At 64.4% G+C, this 15,450-nt stretch carries 14 protein-coding genes and 1 pseudogene; 6 read left to right on the forward strand and 9 right to left on the reverse strand.

All coding sequences use genetic code 11. The annotated features are described in order from the left end of the window. The first annotated feature begins 9 nt into the window (after nt 1-9). Together A5636_RS08145 and A5636_RS08150 are read left to right on the forward strand one after the other, a co-directional pair. Complete coding sequence (locus A5636_RS08145) at nt 10-3,963, forward strand: Pls/PosA family non-ribosomal peptide synthetase (protein WP_065158174.1); 3,954 nt, start codon at nt 10-12, stop codon at nt 3,961-3,963. Beyond that, nucleotides 3,960-5,282, forward strand: coding sequence for a M1 family metallopeptidase (locus A5636_RS08150; RefSeq protein ID WP_065158175.1), 1,323 nt, complete (start codon nt 3,960-3,962; stop codon nt 5,280-5,282). Before A5636_RS08145 ends, A5636_RS08150 begins: the two co-directional genes overlap by 4 nt. Here the strand turns inward: A5636_RS08150 and A5636_RS08155 are convergent, their stop codons facing one another. Then, complete coding sequence (locus A5636_RS08155; RefSeq protein ID WP_065158227.1) at nt 5,283-5,669, reverse strand: DUF2237 family protein; 387 nt, start codon at nt 5,667-5,669, stop codon at nt 5,283-5,285. It lies immediately after the preceding gene. A gap of 61 nt (nt 5,670-5,730) precedes the next feature. Next, on the reverse strand, nt 5,731-6,063 hold the full coding sequence (locus tag A5636_RS08160) for a PE domain-containing protein (protein ID WP_065158176.1): 333 nt from the start codon (nt 6,061-6,063) through the stop codon (nt 5,731-5,733). Between the two features lie 100 nt (nt 6,064-6,163). Here A5636_RS08160 and A5636_RS08165 point away from each other — a divergent pair, with 100 nt between their 5' ends. Beyond that, nucleotides 6,164-6,556 carry a hypothetical protein gene (locus tag A5636_RS08165; RefSeq protein WP_065158177.1) on the forward strand — a complete coding sequence of 131 codons (393 nt, stop codon included), beginning with the start codon at nt 6,164-6,166 and terminating at the stop codon, nt 6,554-6,556. On the opposite strand, the gene A5636_RS08170 is transcribed toward A5636_RS08165, so the two are convergent. Genes A5636_RS08170 through A5636_RS08185 form a run of 4 tightly spaced genes read right to left on the reverse strand, consistent with a single transcriptional unit; the run spans nt 6,553 to nt 10,518 of the window. Then, nucleotides 6,553-7,518 carry an LLM class flavin-dependent oxidoreductase gene (locus A5636_RS08170; RefSeq protein WP_065158178.1) on the reverse strand — a complete coding sequence of 322 codons (966 nt, stop codon included), beginning with the start codon at nt 7,516-7,518 and terminating at the stop codon, nt 6,553-6,555. The two genes, A5636_RS08165 and A5636_RS08170, sit on opposite strands and share 4 nt — an antisense overlap. Before the next feature lie 5 nt (nt 7,519-7,523). Next, nucleotides 7,524-7,997, reverse strand: a complete 474-nt coding sequence (locus A5636_RS08175; protein WP_065158179.1) for a VOC family protein — start codon at nt 7,995-7,997, stop codon at nt 7,524-7,526. Next, nucleotides 7,994-9,232, reverse strand: a complete 1,239-nt coding sequence (locus A5636_RS08180; protein WP_065158180.1) for an MBL fold metallo-hydrolase — start codon at nt 9,230-9,232, stop codon at nt 7,994-7,996. Before A5636_RS08180 ends, A5636_RS08175 begins: the two co-directional genes overlap by 4 nt. 11 nt (nt 9,233-9,243) lie before the next feature. Continuing rightward, nucleotides 9,244-10,518: a sulfotransferase family protein gene (locus tag A5636_RS08185; protein ID WP_065158181.1), complete on the reverse strand. Its 1,275-nt coding sequence runs from the start codon at nt 10,516-10,518 to the stop codon at nt 9,244-9,246. A 297-nt stretch (nt 10,519-10,815) separates the two neighbouring features. Between A5636_RS08185 and A5636_RS08190 the strand changes: the two genes are divergently transcribed. The 3 genes and pseudogenes from A5636_RS08190 to A5636_RS08200 all read left to right on the forward strand — a co-directional run. Beyond that, nucleotides 10,816-11,175 (forward strand): hypothetical protein, encoded by a 360-nt coding sequence (locus A5636_RS08190; protein WP_065158182.1) that lies wholly within the window; start codon nt 10,816-10,818, stop codon nt 11,173-11,175. 90 nt (nt 11,176-11,265) lie between these two features. Next, nucleotides 11,266-12,402, forward strand: a complete 1,137-nt coding sequence (locus A5636_RS08195; protein ID WP_065158228.1) for a cellulase family glycosylhydrolase — start codon at nt 11,266-11,268, stop codon at nt 12,400-12,402. Nucleotides 12,403-12,505: 103 nt separating this feature from the next. Next, nucleotides 12,506-12,730: pseudogene (locus A5636_RS08200) on the forward strand (SDR family oxidoreductase); the annotation flags it as partial. Here the strand turns inward: A5636_RS08200 and A5636_RS08205 are convergent. From A5636_RS08205 to nhaA, 3 genes are all read right to left on the reverse strand, one after another. Further along, nucleotides 12,731-13,582, reverse strand: a complete 852-nt coding sequence (locus A5636_RS08205) for a PE-PPE domain-containing protein (RefSeq protein WP_081287676.1) — start codon at nt 13,580-13,582, stop codon at nt 12,731-12,733. A 183-nt stretch (nt 13,583-13,765) separates the two neighbouring features. After that, entirely contained in the window at nt 13,766-13,981 is a 216-nt protein-coding gene (locus A5636_RS08210; RefSeq protein WP_065158185.1) for a hypothetical protein, read from the reverse strand. Then, nucleotides 13,962-15,296, reverse strand: a complete 1,335-nt coding sequence (gene nhaA, locus A5636_RS08215; protein ID WP_253900534.1) for a Na+/H+ antiporter NhaA — start codon at nt 15,294-15,296, stop codon at nt 13,962-13,964. Before nhaA ends, A5636_RS08210 begins: the two co-directional genes overlap by 20 nt. Nucleotides 15,297-15,450 lie beyond the last annotated feature (154 nt).

Genomic DNA, 15,450 nt, shown 5'->3' on the forward strand with positions numbered 1-15,450 from the left:
GTTCCAAAGGTGCCCGCGATCCCTGCGCAGTACCTGCTGTCAACTGACGCACCGAGCCCGCGCACGCTGATCGACATCTTCAACGACACCGCGGCGCAGTACCCGGATGCCGTGGCGATTGACGACGGCGACGTCCAGATCACCTACAGCGAGCTGCTCGAGGACATGAACGACAGCGTCGCCTGGCTGGCGGCCCGCGGCATCGGCCGCGGTGACCGGATCGGCATCAGGATGCCCTCGGGCAGCTACTCGCTGTATGTGGCGATCCTGGCTGTCCTTGCCGCCGGCGCCGCCTATGTGCCCGTCGATGCAGACGATCCCGACGAGCGCGCCGACTTGGTCTTCGGCGAAGCCGGCGTGGTCGCCGTCATCAGCGCCAAAGGCATCGAACGCACCCAGGGAGCGTCGCGCGGGTGGCGGGCCGGGGCGCCGCTGGCGCGCGACGACGCCTGGATAATCTTCACTTCCGGATCCACCGGCACCCCCAAGGGTGTCGCGGTCACCCACCGCAGCGCCGCGGCATTCGTCGATGCCGAGGCGCGAATATTCCTGCAAGACAATCCGATTGGCCCGGGTGACCGGGTACTGGCCGGATTGTCGGTGGCGTTCGACGCCTCGTGTGAGGAGATGTGGTTGGCCTGGCGGCACGGCGCCTGCCTGGTCCCCGCCCCCCGTTCGCTGGTGCGCAGCGGCATGGACCTGGGACCGTGGTTGGTGACCCGCGACGTCACCGTGGTGTCGACGGTGCCGTCACTGGCCGCGTTGTGGCCCGCCGAGGCGTTAGAAGCGGTGCGGCTGTTGATCTTCGGCGGGGAGGCGTGCCCGCCCGACCTGGCCGAGCGGCTCGCCGTGGGAGTGGAGGGCGGTCGCGAAGTTTGGAACACCTACGGCCCCACCGAGGCCACCGTCGTGGCCTGCGCCGCGCGGCTCGACGGCTCGGGGGCCGTCAGTATCGGACTGCCGTTGGCTGGCTGGGATCTGGCCGTCGTCGACGACCACGGTGAACCGGTGAGCATCGGCGCAACCGGCGAACTGGTGATCGGCGGCGTAGGACTGGCCCGCTACCTGGATACCGACAAGGACGCCGAAAAGTACGGCCCCATGCCGACACTCGGCTGGACGCGGGCGTATCGCAGCGGCGATCTCGTGCGACTCGAGCGTGACGGGCTGTACTTCTGTGGTCGCGCCGACGACCAGGTCAAGGTTGGCGGTCGCCGCATCGAACTCGGCGAGGTGGACGCAGCGCTGGTGAACCTCAACGGTGTCGCCGGCGGTGCGGCCGCGGTCCGGCAAACCACTACCGGGACGCCGATCCTCGTCGGATATGTGTTCAGTGCGGACCCGTCATTCGATATCACCAACGCGCGCAACGAACTTGCCGAGCGGCTGCCCGCGGCGATGGTGCCCCGGCTGGTACGTGTCGAAGAATTGCCGACGCGCACCTCCGGCAAGATCGATCGGGATGCGCTGCCGTGGCCGCCGCCCGGCAGTACCGACGAGGAGGACACCACGGAACTGGCCGGCACTGCCGCTCGGCTGGCCGGATTGTGGCGGGATCTGCTCGGCGACACGACCACCGGCACCAGAGCAGTCTTGGAAGCCGACTTCTTCACCCTGGGCGGTGGCTCGCTGACAGCGGCGCAATTGGTGGTGACCTTGCGGCAGCAATACCCCCAGCTCACCGTCGCCGACCTGTACGACCACCCGCGGCTGGGTTCGCTCGCTGCGTTCCTCGACGAACTCGAACCGCCGCCGCAGGTGTCTGAGCGTGTTGTGCGGCCGACGCCTCTTCGCACGCAGGCGACGCAAACCCTGCTGATGCTGCCGCTGGCCACGTTGTCCGCACTGCAGTGGGTTACCTGGCTGGCTTTGGGGAACAACGTTGCCCGTGCCCTGCATCTCGTGCCGTGGGCTGTCGCGGTGAACTGGTGGATCGTCGCGGCGGCGCTCGTCCTGTTCGTCACGCCGATGGGCCGGATGGGCATCGCGGTCCTTTGCGCGCGCATCCTGCTGTGGAACGTGCGGCCCGGCACCTATCCCCGAGGCGGATCGGTGCACCTGCGGGTGTGGTTCGCCGAGCGGCTCGCCGCGGCCAGCGGCGCCGAAAACCTCGCCGGCGCACCGTGGCTCGTCTACTACGCACGAGCTCTCGGCGCCGAGATCGGCAAGGGCGTCGACCTCCATTCGGTGCCACCGGTCACCGGTCTGTTGACGGTCGGCCACCGCAGCGCGATCGAACCGGAAGTGGACCTGTGCGGGCATTGGGTCGACGGCGACCTGTTTCACCTCGGCACGATCACAATCGGAAACGACGCAACGATCGGTGCACGCACCACGCTGCTGCCCGGTGCGGTAGTCGGCAAGAACGCCGACGTGGCGCCCGGATCGGGAGTCGTCGACAAGATCAAGAACGGCCAGTACTGGAAGGGTTCGCCCGCGACCAAATCCGGGCGGGTCAAGCACCCGTGGCCTGACGAACGACCAGCACCCAAACCGCAGTGGGTGGCGGTATACGCAGTGACCTCATTGCTGCTGGCAGCGCTGCCGCTGCTCGCGGTGGCAAGCGGACTCGTCGTCATCGGGCTGGCGGTGCGCCATACCCGAAGCCTCTCGCAAGCCGTGCTGCCGGCGTTGCTGTGGATACCTGCCGCGGCGCTGGTCGGGCTCACCGCATACGCCCTGATTACGGTGATCGCGGTGCGGACGCTGTCCGTCGGGATGCGCGAGGGCTACCACCCGGTGCGCAGCCGCGCCGGATGGCAGTTGTGGACCACCGAACGCCTGATGGACGCCGCTCGCAACTACCTCTTCCCGATTTACGCCAGTGTTTTCACCCCGGCCTGGTTACGAATGCTCGGCGCCCGGGTCGGCCGCGGCACCGAGATCTCGACGGTCCTGCTCACGCCCCGGTTCGCTGTGATCGAGGACGGTGCGTTCCTGGCCGACGACACCATGATCGCCTCCTACGAACTCGGTGGCGGCTGGATCTACGCGGCCGAGAGCACGGTGGGCAGGCGCGCATTCCTGGGCAACTCCGGCATCACCCAGCCCGGTCGTCGGGTGCCTGACGACGGGCTTGTTGCGGTGTTGTCGGCTACACCGCCGAAAGCCAAACGGGGCTCGTCGTGGCTGGGCAGTCCGCCGATGCGGTTGCGCCGGCGCCCCGCCGAGGCCGACGAAGAGACCACCTACCAGCCACCCACGCGGTTGAAGGTGCTGCGGGCTGCCGTGGAGGTCTGCCGGCTGTTGCCGGTGACAGTGACGGTCGCGGTCGGGATGGCGGTGCTCGGGGTGCTGCAGGCGCTGGTAACCAGATTCGGGATCTGGTCGGCCGCGCTCGGCGGTGGGCTGGTGCTGCTGTCGGCCGGCGCGATCGCCGCGGTGGTGACCGTCGCCGCGAAGTGGTTGCTGGTCGGCCGGATCAAGGCGGGTGAACATCCGTTGTGGTCGTCGTTCGTGTGGCGCAACGAGCTTGCCGATACGTTCGTCGAAACCGTCGCCGCGCCGTGGTTTGCGCGGGCCGCCACCGGCACACCGCTGCTGAACCTGTGGCTGCGCGGGCTGGGGGCTGCGATCGGGCGCGGCGCGTGGTGCGAGACCTATTGGCTGCCAGAGGCCGATCTGGTCGCCCTCGGGACAGGCAGCACCGTCAACCGCGGCTGCGTGGTGCAAACGCACCTGTTCCACGATCGGATCATGCGGATGGACAGCGTGGTGTTGGAACCCGGCGCCACCCTCGGCCCACACTGCGTCGCGCTGCCCGCCGCCCGGCTTGGCGCCGGGGCATCCGTCGGCCCGGCATCGCTGGTGGTGCGTGGCGACGAGGTGCCCGGTTCGACTCGCTGGCAAGGCAATCCGGTCCGGCCCTGGAAATTGGGTAAGCAGCCAGGCAAACAACAAGCCAAGCAAGCGGGCCGTAAGAAGTCCGGCCGCAAAAACACCGCGGAAGGCACGGCCGCGTGAAATCCCCGGCCCACAAAGCCCCTTCGAGCGGGGTTGTCGATCCCTACCTACCACGCAACGGCAACGTCGGCTACACGGTGTCGCGCTACGAACTGGACCTGGAGTACCGGGTCGCGATCAACCGGTTGTCGGGGACGGCGACCATCACCGCGGTCACGCTCACCGAACTAGCCGACTTCACCCTCGATCTATCCAGTGCGCTGTCGGTCTCGAAGGTATCGGTCAACGGCAAGCGCGCTGCCCGTTTCAGTTGCCGCGACGGCAAGCTGCGCGTCACGCTGCCAACGAAACTGGCGGCCGGCGCCGCGATGTCGGTCGTGGTGCGCTACGGCGGCAACCCCAAACCGCTCCGGACACTTTGGGGCGACGTGGGTTTCGAAGAATTGTCCGACGGTGCCCTGGTCGCGGGTCAGCCCAACGGCGCGGCGTCCTGGTTCCCCTGTAACGACCATCCGAGCATCAAAGCCGCCTTCCGGATTCAGATCAGCACGGAGAGTGCGTATCGGGTGATCGCGAACGGGAAGCTGGTATCCCGGCGGGCACGGGCATCGCAGACCGTTTGGATCTTCGAACAGCCTGAGCCGACATCGACCTATCTGATCACGCTGCAGATCGGGGTCTATGAGTCCCAGCGGTTGGCCCGGACGCCGGTCACCATCCGGGCGGCGCTGCCGGAACGGCTCAAGAGCGAATTCGACCACGACTTCGCCCGGCAACCCGAGATGGTGGAGTTGTTCACCGAACTGTTCGGCCCGTATCCGTTGGCAGCCGGTTACACCGTGGTCGTCACTGATGACGAGTTGGATATTCCTCTTGAGGCGCAAGGAATTTCCATATTCGGTGCCAACCACTGCGACGGCACTCGAGCCAGCGAACAGCTCATCGCGCACGAGTTGGCGCATCAGTGGTTCGGCAACTCGGTGACCGCGCGCAGCTGGCGTGACATCTGGTTGCACGAGGGATTCGCCTGCTACGCGGAATGGTTGTGGTCGGAACGTAGCGGAGGTCCTGATGCCGACGAATTGGCCCAACTGCACCACAAGGAACTGGCGCAGAAACCCCAGGACCTGCTGCTGACCGATCCGGGGCCGCGCCTCATGTTCGACGACCGGGTGTACAAGCGGGGAGCACTGACCCTGCATGCCCTGCGCCGACAGCTGGGTGATCAGAATTTCTTTGTGCTGCTGCAGGATTGGACCACCCGGTACCGGCACTCGAACGCCGTCACCGACGACTTCATCAATCTGGCGGCAAAACACTCCGACGAGACACTGCGACCGTTATGGGACGCCTGGCTCTACGCGACCGAGGTCCCCTGACTACAGGTTCGCGATGTCGTCTGGCACATCCACGGCGTGCTCCTGCAGAACATTGAGCGGCACCACGTCCAGCGTGCGCTCATGGGTCGACGCCAAGACCACCGGCGCCGCGCACCCGTCATGGTGAGCGCGCAACCAGTTGACGGCGGTGACGCACCAACGGTCGCCGGGGAGCAGGCCGGGAAAGCGGTACTCGGGCACCGGAGTGGACAGATCGTTGCCGATCGAACGCTGATGCTCGAGGAATTCCGCGGTTACGACGGCACAGATGGTGTGCAACCCTCGATCCTGGTCGCCGGTGGAACAGCAGCCGTCCCGGTAGAAGCCAGTGACTGGCTCGTTGCCGCACGGTTCCAACGGGCCACCGAGCACGTTGCGATCAGGCAGGCGATCAGGCATGCGCCTAGTATCGCGCTTTCAGTGGCGTTATCGGAGGGGTTATCGCGCCCTAAATGGCCATCCTGGAGCCCCACTGCATGCCGGCGTCGATCACGCTGGCGGCTGCCTCGGCATCGACAGCCGAGTACATACGTGCGATTTCGATGATCGCGTCCCCCGCTCGCATCAGTTCCTCTTGGGCTGCCCGGTTGACGGCCATCATCTGCGCAGCATCGGAAGTGAACGCCATCACCGCCTGCGCGGAAACCTCCTCGGCTCCGGCCGGCGCCAGCGCGGACAACCCGTTGGCCGCAGTGCGCCCAGCCTGCAGACCGCGCCAGGCGTTGTCCGATATCTGGGCACCGATGTCCGCGGCGGCCGAGTCGAAAGTCAGGACCTGCATTGGAGTCTCCCTCCACATATCAAACTAAAGCTAATGGAGATAGTAGCAGTGGCATATTGTTGTCATATGCACAATTTTTGGAGGTGGTAGGTTCAGCGGCGTGATACTTACCGGCGCCTTCCTGGCCGACGCGGCCGCTGTGGTCGACAACAAACTCAATGTGTCCGGCGGGGTGCTGTCCCGATTCGCGCTCGGGCCCGACCGGTCGGCCCGGTTCGTGTTGGTGGTCCTGACTCAGGCCGAGCCCGGCAGCACCGACCGGCTGCTCAAGATCGAAATGCGACCGCCGACCGACGAGGACCCGATCCGCCTAGAGTTCGAGGTACCGGAAGCCTCAGTGGCCGAGTTCCCCGGCTTCGCCTTCTTCGAACTGCAGCTGCGGTTGCCCTCCGACGGTCGGTGGGTCCTGGTGGTCAGCGGGGGTACCGGCGCGATCTCGATTCCCGTGCTGGTGACGGAGTTCGCGCCGCAGGATCCGTCGCTGGGTTTCTAAGCCAACGCCGGCAGTACGGAATCGGTGAGAAGCCGCACCGATTTCCAGGCCTCCTCGACCGGCATGCCGCCTACCAGTGGATGCAGCACGATCGGACCGTAGTTCTCGGCGCCACGAACTTCTGCGACGAGCTGCTCTGGCGTCAGAAACCGATATCTACCCGACGCCCGGACCTCATCTAGCGTCTGAACTCCGGGAAGGTGCATGAGGGATCTCTCGTCGGCCGACCATGCGCCGTAAGTGACCGCCTCCCAGCGGATGTGGTCACCGAGTTCGGCCCACGCCCGGTCCGGGTCGTCATGCAGAAACATCATCCCCCGATTGATCGGCGCCGGCATGATCACAAACGGTGCCACGCCGGAGTCGGCGCACAGCTCGCGGTAGTGGTCGGCGACATCGGGCAGGTAATCGGCCAGACTCAGCGGCAAGCCGAAGCGCGCCGCACGCCGCGCGGTGGCACGTGATCCGCCGCCGATATACAGCGGCGGATGGGGGCTGGTCCACGTCCCGGTGCAAACACCCGGCTCCCCGCCGGACCAGATCGACAGCATGCGCTCGATCAAGTTGTCCATCAGCTTGCCGCGCCGTTTGAAATCGACTCCCAGGGAGTCGAATTCAACAACGCGATAACCCAGGCCCACCGTCGTGTGCAACCTGCCCTGACTCATGTTGTCGACCAGTGCGATGTCCTCGGCAAGCCGGACAGGATTCCACATCGGCCCGAGCGCACAGTCCACGCTTGCGATCAGACGCGACGTGCGGGCCAGGAACATCGACGCGGCCATGATCGGATTACAGCTCCAGCCGTGCCCGGTGACGTGGTGCTCGTCGACACTCACCGACGTGATGCCATGGGACTCGCCCCATTGCGCCAGCTCCAATGCAGCACGAATAAGTTCCCCTTGCTTTCGCGGATCACCCTGCGGGGAGCCGAAATTGAAGCGGAGCACGGTCAGCGGCATCTCGCCTACCGGGCCTGTGATTGTACGAAGGCGGGGAAGTCAGGGAACAGGGCGCGATCCACGATCTCGATGCGCGTTCCGGACGCGTCGAGATAGTAAGCGAACAAACCCAGTTCCGAACCCGGCACCTCAGCCGTCATCTCGAATTCGAAGCCATGGTCTTGCAGTGACCGAGCCGCCGCGGAGAGGTCGTCGGTGAAGTAGCCGAGGTGGTGCACCGCGTTGCCCGGGGCGGCCATCCACGGAGTGCCCGGAACCTGCTGTATCAGTTCGAGATACGGAGCTTGCACGGAATAGACGATCGTCGAGGTCAATTCACGCGTACCGGCCGCCGTCCGGAAGGGCAGCGTGTAACTCATCGGACTGATCCAGCGGTAACCGGCCAGTGCGGTGAGTCGGGTCATCGCCGCTTGGAGATCGGGCACCACGACGCCGGTGTGGTAGAGGTCCTCGGCCTGCAGTGCCAGTGGAGCGGTCATGAGTTGCTCGCAATCTGTTGCTTCAGCCACGCGGTTTCCCAAAAATTGGTGCTGTCGGCCAGCAGATCCTGGTGAGCGACTCTCAGCACTTCGCGAACGTCGGGGTGGTCCGACGGCAGCAACTCGGCCAAGTGAATGGCGTGCAGCGGGCGGCCCGCGCTCAGGTGCGCCCGCGCGCGATCCACCAGGGCGTCAGCGCCGGCCAGTTCGACCAGGTCAGCAGCGACGGCATCCAGACCCACGGGATAGAGTTCGGTGGTCGAGCGGTGGTGGAACCACCCGGAGTAGTTCTCCCAGATCGCCCGTACGTCCCAGGCCACCTTTCCATAGCCTTCGCCCACTTCGAGTTCCGCGGGTAATGCGACTTCGCGCATCAACGTCTGAACGTCCTTGCCGGCGTTCATCCCGGCGACGGTTTCATCGTGGATGTATTGGATGGCATCGCGCAATCGCGTCAGTTCGCTGTCGATACGGTCGGTGCCGGTAATCGGATCGAAGTGGCCCGTCACCAACAACTCTGGCTGCAGTTGCCGCACTCGCTCGACTGAAGCGATGGCCGTCAGGGCGTCCCGGTAACGGTCACCACGGATGGTGACGAGATTGGGGATGTGCCCGAACAGCGGCCCGAAAGTGTTCCCACACAGACACACTCGCTCCTCGGGCAACCACACCACCAGCGAGTCGTTGGTCTCCCCGCCCGGCACCGAGATCAGTTCCAGCCGGCGGCCGCCGACGTCCAAGGTCAGGGTGTCCTCGAAGTCGAGATCGACGACCGGGATGCTCTGCGGTGCCAGCTTTTTGGTGCCGAGACGGTGCTGGATCGCCTGAATTCCCGCGGTCAGGGTTTCCTTGAACGCGAAGGCACTGCGGCTGGCACGATACGGGATGAGTCGTTCGTTGTCGTCTCGCCAGAGCCGCCAATTCGCCTGAGCGACAACCGTTGTATCCGAGTCCCGCACGCTGTCCAGACCACCGACGTGGTCGACGTGGCCCTGGGTGAAGATGATGTAACGCACCGGCGAGTCGTCGATGGCGTCGAAGTTGGCTCGGTGTACCGGCCCTTCGAATCCCATGCCGGTGTTGACGATCACCCGTCCGTCTTCGGTGGTCAGCAGATAAGAGTTCGACAGTCCGGGTGAACACCACAGTCCGGGGGCGATGGGCTCGGCGCGCTCGGCCGCGGCAGGCCGCATAGCATCGGCGCCCGGTCGGCTGCGGTAGACGGGTTCGGACATCGTTGTTCCCTTCATTCGGCGCGAACGTCGAACCTGTCGTAATAGAAGTCGAACCGGCCGCGCAGTTCGTCGGGTGAGATCCCGAAATGCCGGCGCAAGTCGTAGTGGATCCGGCCATGCTTGCCGCGCGGATTGCCGTCGAGATAGCGCTGGAACCGGTCGCGCGCCGAGGCGGTCATGTCCACCCCACCGCGCCGGTAAAGGTCTTCCAGCAGCGGCATTTCATTGCCGTTGAGGTGGTGGAAGCTGATGTCGATGCTGCGCTCGGCCGGCACCAGACCGCGGTCGCGCACGACCGCGCCGAGTAACCGGTGCACGCGGTCGCTCCAGTAGTTCAGTAACCAGTCCGGCTCGATGGTGTGGCGGCGCAGTCGGTCGGAGTAGGCCATCATGGTGATCGCGGACTGGATCACCGCGACCGGGTCCCGGTGCGTGAAAACCACCGTCGCGTCCGGGAATGTGGCCATCAGCGGACCGAGTTGCTCACAGTGCTGCGGACTCTTGAGGACCCACGTGCGCGGCCCACGCAGGAAGGTCAACGCCTGCAACACCTTTTTCATATACGCGTAATGCCGGTGTTGATCGAGGCGCAAGTAGTAGTCACGCCAATCCGGCACGCGCGCATGCCATTCTAAGACGTAGGACGCCAGGTCGAGGTCGAGGACTTCTACTTCCTCCTCGATGGCTTCGGGGTACCGGTCGTGCATGGCGGCGACAGCGGGGGCGCTGGCCATCAGCGCTTCGTGTTCCTTTTTGCTCCGCGTGTAGCGCGGATCCACTCCGCTGGTGTCCGGCCCCTGGCCGGGAGCGGGGATGGGATCCTGACTCTCCCAGTACGGAAGGGCGCGGCGACGAGGATCGGCGGCGATCAGGTTCACCAGATGCGTGGTGCCCGAACGGGGCATCCCGACGACAATGAACGGCTTTTCGATCGAAATCGACTCGATCTCGGGGAAGCGTTTGACGAGCTCGGTCAGCGACAGCCGGTTGCGTAGCAGCCGTACCACGCGCTGTCGCAGCGTCGACCGGGTCAGCTGCCGCAGACCGTCGTCGCCTTCGATCGCCGCTACGTGCGCGCTAAGGCGCTCGGTGAATCCGTCGGTGTCGTCGAGATCAGCGACGCCCGCCTGTTCGCACGCCTCGGCGATCATGCTGTCGATATCGAACTCGACGCGCCTGGCTTCGGTGAATGTCAGGATCTGACGCTGGACTTCGGTGAGCCGAGGCGATGTCAGATCGTCGAAGTCGATGTCTTCCAGGGTGTTGGGGGGGTCCGCAGCATTCACGTACTACCTCCCCAGGGCGTCGTCGCCGTGACCTGGTCGAACCATAGCGCAGCGGTACCGTGCACCCCGAACTGCCCGATTCCGATCGGCAGAAAGGCAGTGTCGTGCTCGTCGTCACTACCGCCGAGGTGGCCGGCCGCAGGATTGAGTGCGGGCGAAATGTGTTCCTGCAGTGCGGTGCTGGGATCAAACCGTGGTCAGGCGATGGATTGCAAGGCGCCTCGGAAATCGCCGGCCGCGCAGGGCATAGCAACACCAGCCCTAGCCGGGCAACAGTTGGGGCGGTAGGTTCAGCCGGTGATAGTCGGGGCCTTTCTGGCCGAAGCTGCGGCTGCAGTGGACAACAAGCTGAACGTTTCGGGCGGTGTATTACTCCGATTCGCAGTCGATGCGAATCGTTTAGCCCAGTTTCTGCTTGTGGTGCTGACGCAGTCGGAGACCGACAGCCCGGTGCGCCGCATCGGAGTCGAGATCCGCCCGCCGACCGAAGACGACCCGCTGAACATCGAGTTCGAGTTGCCGGAGGCCGCCATTACCGCCGAGCTCGGGTTCGCGATATTCCCCATCGAGGTAACGCTGCCCGTGGACGGCCGTTGGGTTCTGATGGTGACCGGCGGGGCGGGCATGATCTCGCTTCCGCTGATTGTGAGTGGATGAGTGACGGCGGGATAACAATTCCCAATCGCAAAGCGTTGCGCACCGGTAAGCCGCACCGGAGTGGAGCCCTCAGAAAATTATCGTCGCGTGGTGCACCGTCGAACCGCTCTGAAGCTGCCCCTGGCGCTGGCAGTCGGCACGGCTTTGACCCGGACGCCTCGCGCCTCTGCCGAAGCAGGACGCTGGTCAGCTGACCGCGCACACAACTGGTATCAAGCGCAGGGTTGGCTGGTCGGTGTCAACTACGTCACCTCGACGGCCATTAACCAGCTCGAGATGTTCCAAGCCGGGACCTACGACCCGCGTCGTATCGATAACGAGCTGGCGGTGGCACGTTTCCACGGGTTCAATACCGTGCGAGTCTTTCTGCACGATCAACTCTGGGCTCAGGACCGCGTCGGCTTTCAGACCCGCCTGGCACAGTTCGTCGGTATCGCGGCGCGGCACGGTATCAAGCCGTTGTTCGTGTTGTTCGATTCCTGTTGGGATCCGTTCCCGAGACTGGGACGTCAGCGCGCGCCCCGTCCGGGAGTGCACAACTCCGGCTGGGTGCAGAGCCCCGGCGCCGAACACCTCGATGACCGGCGTTACGCCGCTGTCCTGTCTGACTACGTCACCGGTGTGCTGTCCCAATTCCGCAATGACGAAAGGGTTTTGGGCTGGGATTTGTGGAATGAACCCGACAACCCGGCGCGGGAGTACCGCAAGGTGGAGCGCAAAGACAAAGTAGACCGGGTGGCCGGATTGCTCCCCGAGGTCTTCCGGTGGGCACGGGCGGTCGATCCCGTTCAGCCATTGACCAGTGGTGTGTGGCAGGGCAATTGGGGAGATCCCGGGAGCCGCAGCGCGATAGCGGGGATTCAACTCGACAACGCCGACGTGATCACCTTCCACAGTTACGCTCCCCCAGGCGAATTCGAGGAACGCATCGGTGAACTGACGCCACTGGGAAGGCCGATCATCTGCACGGAGTACCTGGCGCGGTCCCTGGGCAGCACGGTGGAGGGGATTCTGCCGATTGCCCGGCGGCACAACGTAGGTGCGTTCAATTGGGGTTTGGTTGCCGGCAAAACCCAGACCTACTTCCCCTGGAGTTCGTGGGACCGCCCTGCCACTGCTGCGCCCAAGGTCTGGTTCGCCGACCTGCTGCAACCGGATGGACGACCTTTCAAAGACGGCGAAGTGCAGTTGATCCGCAAGCTCGCCAGCGGACAGGATCGGGGTTAGATGGGGCGGGTCGACGGCAAAGTCGTGCTGATCAGCGGCGGCGCGCAGGGCATGGGCGCCGCGCACGCCGAGTTGCTGGTGCCAGAGGGTGCGCGGGTCGGCGCACAACGTCTGGGTCAATTCGATCCACCCTGGCCTGGTGCACACCCCGCTGAGTGCGGGCGTCACCGAACAGTTCATGAAGCCCATTCCGATGCGTCGAGGCGCCGCCCCGACCGAGGTATCCAATTTCGTGGTGTTCCTGGTCAGCGATGAATCGTCGTACGCCACCGGCGCCGATTTTGTCATCGACGGCGGACTCACCTGTGGCGTGCCGAGGCCGATTTGATCACCCGGGCGGCGGCGGTGCGCTCATCGGACGGCTGTATGCGGCTTCGACACTGGGGCGTAGCTCGATGTCGGCGTTCCGCTTGTGTTCCTCCGGCGACAGAATCTTCAGCAGCGTGACCATCGGCAGGTAATAGGTGGCGGGCGCTCCGAGGATGTATGTCGCATTTCCTTCCACGTAAGTCGTATTCGCTGGATCATTCAGTCCGATATTGCTGTAATCACCGTGTACCTGCCGGTATTGACCCGCGCCCGCGACGAACATCGAAGCGAACCTGTTCATCCGCGCAGTGGAGTTTGCCAAGTTGGCCGGGCAATCTGCCCAGAAATCGTATTGGCGGATAACCACCTTCACGGTGTATCGCGTATCGATGGGAAAACCGGTTCCGCCATAGGCGGCCGTGCATCCGCTATTGGAGACCCGCATGCAGCCGCCATACTTCCCTTCCGGATCGCCGGTGAGAACGAAAGTGACAGACGCCGGATCGATATCGCTGCTGGGACCATAGGTGCGCAGCCAATCGTCTTCCACTTGGGCGCCTTCGCTGTGGCCGAGGACGATCTTGGGCCCGGGGATGGCGTGCAGCATGTTGTTGAGGTTGAGCGCCCCCTGATGGACGTTGCGCGCGGCAGGAAAATTGTTGTACGGCACTTTAGCGACGACATTTGGTGCCGCGAACAACTCACCCCGCAGCCAGTTGCCTGGTAGAGAGCGAAATGCCGGGTCAAGTGTCAATACCGTCGCGCCGACCGCGGCGACCACCTCCGCGCCGGCGCGGAGCGGTGTCAGGATCGTGATATTGGCCGCCAGGGTTAAGACCGCGGCTATTGAACTCAATGCGCGTCGTCGCACCGGCGGCACCTCATGCTCCCCCGTCCGTATCGCTCATTCTCGACACGAATTAGCACCGCATACATATCATCGCCGGCGTCAAATTCTTGATTTGCTTTCACAATCGAGACTGAAATGAAGCCGTCGGTACATGCATGGACGTTACCGGCTACGGGAGTGGGTCCCGCAGTTAAAGCACTGCTTTCAGATCGCCCGCCATTGATCGGGCTTCTTTTTGTCGTCCAGGTGTCGGACGCGGGCGACGTGAGGTGTATGTCCCTGCTCTTTGGCCCAACCAATAGCTTCTTGCTGGGTGTCGAACTCGGCAAGAACGCTATCCGCGTGTTCCTCCACGACGTAGTGCGAAATAGGGTCTCCGTCACGGCCTTTCGGTCGCGGTTCAACGAACACGTTCGCCATCAGTTTCTCCTCTCCGGCGCTGATCGGACAACTTATGCATACCCAGCCGGGGCCGGTCCTCACAGCGGGCGACGGATTCCGACCGAATCCTCGCCTTCGTCCGGTAGGCCCGATTTCGCATTGTCAGCAGGATGCCGGCGAATAGCGCCGCGGTGAGGCTGCCGGCCAGGACTGCGAGTTTGATGTGCTGTTCACGGGCTGGGTTGTCGGCAAAGGCGATTTCACCGATAAGCAGCGAGATAGTGAAGCCGATCCCGCCGAGAAGGCCGATGCCGATGACATCGACCCATTTCATGGACCGATCCAGTTCGGCGGGGGTCAGAGCTGCGGTGAGTGCCGCGGCACCTGTGATTCCCAACGTTTTTCCGAAGATCAGGCCCGTGACGATGCCGATAGCGACGGGATCGCGAACGGTGTCGGCAAGGCCGTCGGATCCACCGACAGTGACCCCGGCGGTGAAGAACGCGAACAGGGGCACTGCCAGTCCGGCGGAAAGCGGCCGAAGTTGATGTTCCAGCGGTTTGGCTTGCAGACTAGCCCGCTGGCCAGCCTTGGTGTTGTTGTGGACGGGAAGGGTCAAGCCGAGCAGGACGCCGGCTATCGTCGCGTGCACCCCCGACTCGTGGACGAGATACCAGACCAAAGCGGCCAGTGGGAGCAGGATCCAGATGCTGGTGGTTCGTCGGGCTGCTACCGCAAACAGAATTAACGGGATAACTGCTGCGACTAGGGCCACCAACTTGAGTTTGTCGGTGTAGAAGACGGCGATGACGGTGACCGCGAGCAAATCGTCGACGACTGCCAGCGTTAACAAGAAGATGCGCAGTGCATGTGGCAGGTGTGTGGAGATGGCCGCCAGCACCGGCAGCGCAAAGGCGATGTCGGTGGCGGTGGGGATCGCCCATCCGGCCAGAGCGCCGTCGGTGTTGCCGGCGTTCAGGATGATGTAGATGGCTGCCGGAGCGACCATCCCGCCTAGTGCAGCGGCGACCGGTAGTGCTGCCCGCCGTGGGTTGCGCAGGTCGCCAGCGAGGAATTCGTGCTTGAGTTCCAGGCCGATCATGAAGAAGAAAATGGCCAGGAGCCCGTCGGCAGCCCAGTGCGCCAGGGACAGGTCCAGGTGCAGGTTGGCCGGCCCGAAGGTGGTGTCGCCGAACTGGTGGTAACTGTCCGACCATGGTGAGTTGGCCCAGATGACGGCCGCGCTAGTGGCGACTAACAGCAGCACGCCGCTGATGGCCTCGCTGCGCAAGAGATCGGTAAGCCGTTGGAATGCGGCGCGAGGTTTTCGGTCGAGCAGGGAGCGAGATATCAAGGGCGGCAAGGGAAGACTGCTTTCAGCGGATGCCAAATGTTCGGCACAGCGACCAGGAACAGGCGGAGCTACGACTGCGGTCGGCACGCGGGGCAAGTGCACGCGCGAGCACCGATCAGAAGGCCTGGACCAGGCCGAGATGAGGTGAGCTATG

Source organism: Mycobacterium asiaticum (assembly GCF_001673315.1).
GTDB classification, from domain to species: Bacteria; Actinomycetota; Actinomycetes; order Mycobacteriales; family Mycobacteriaceae; genus Mycobacterium; species Mycobacterium asiaticum_B.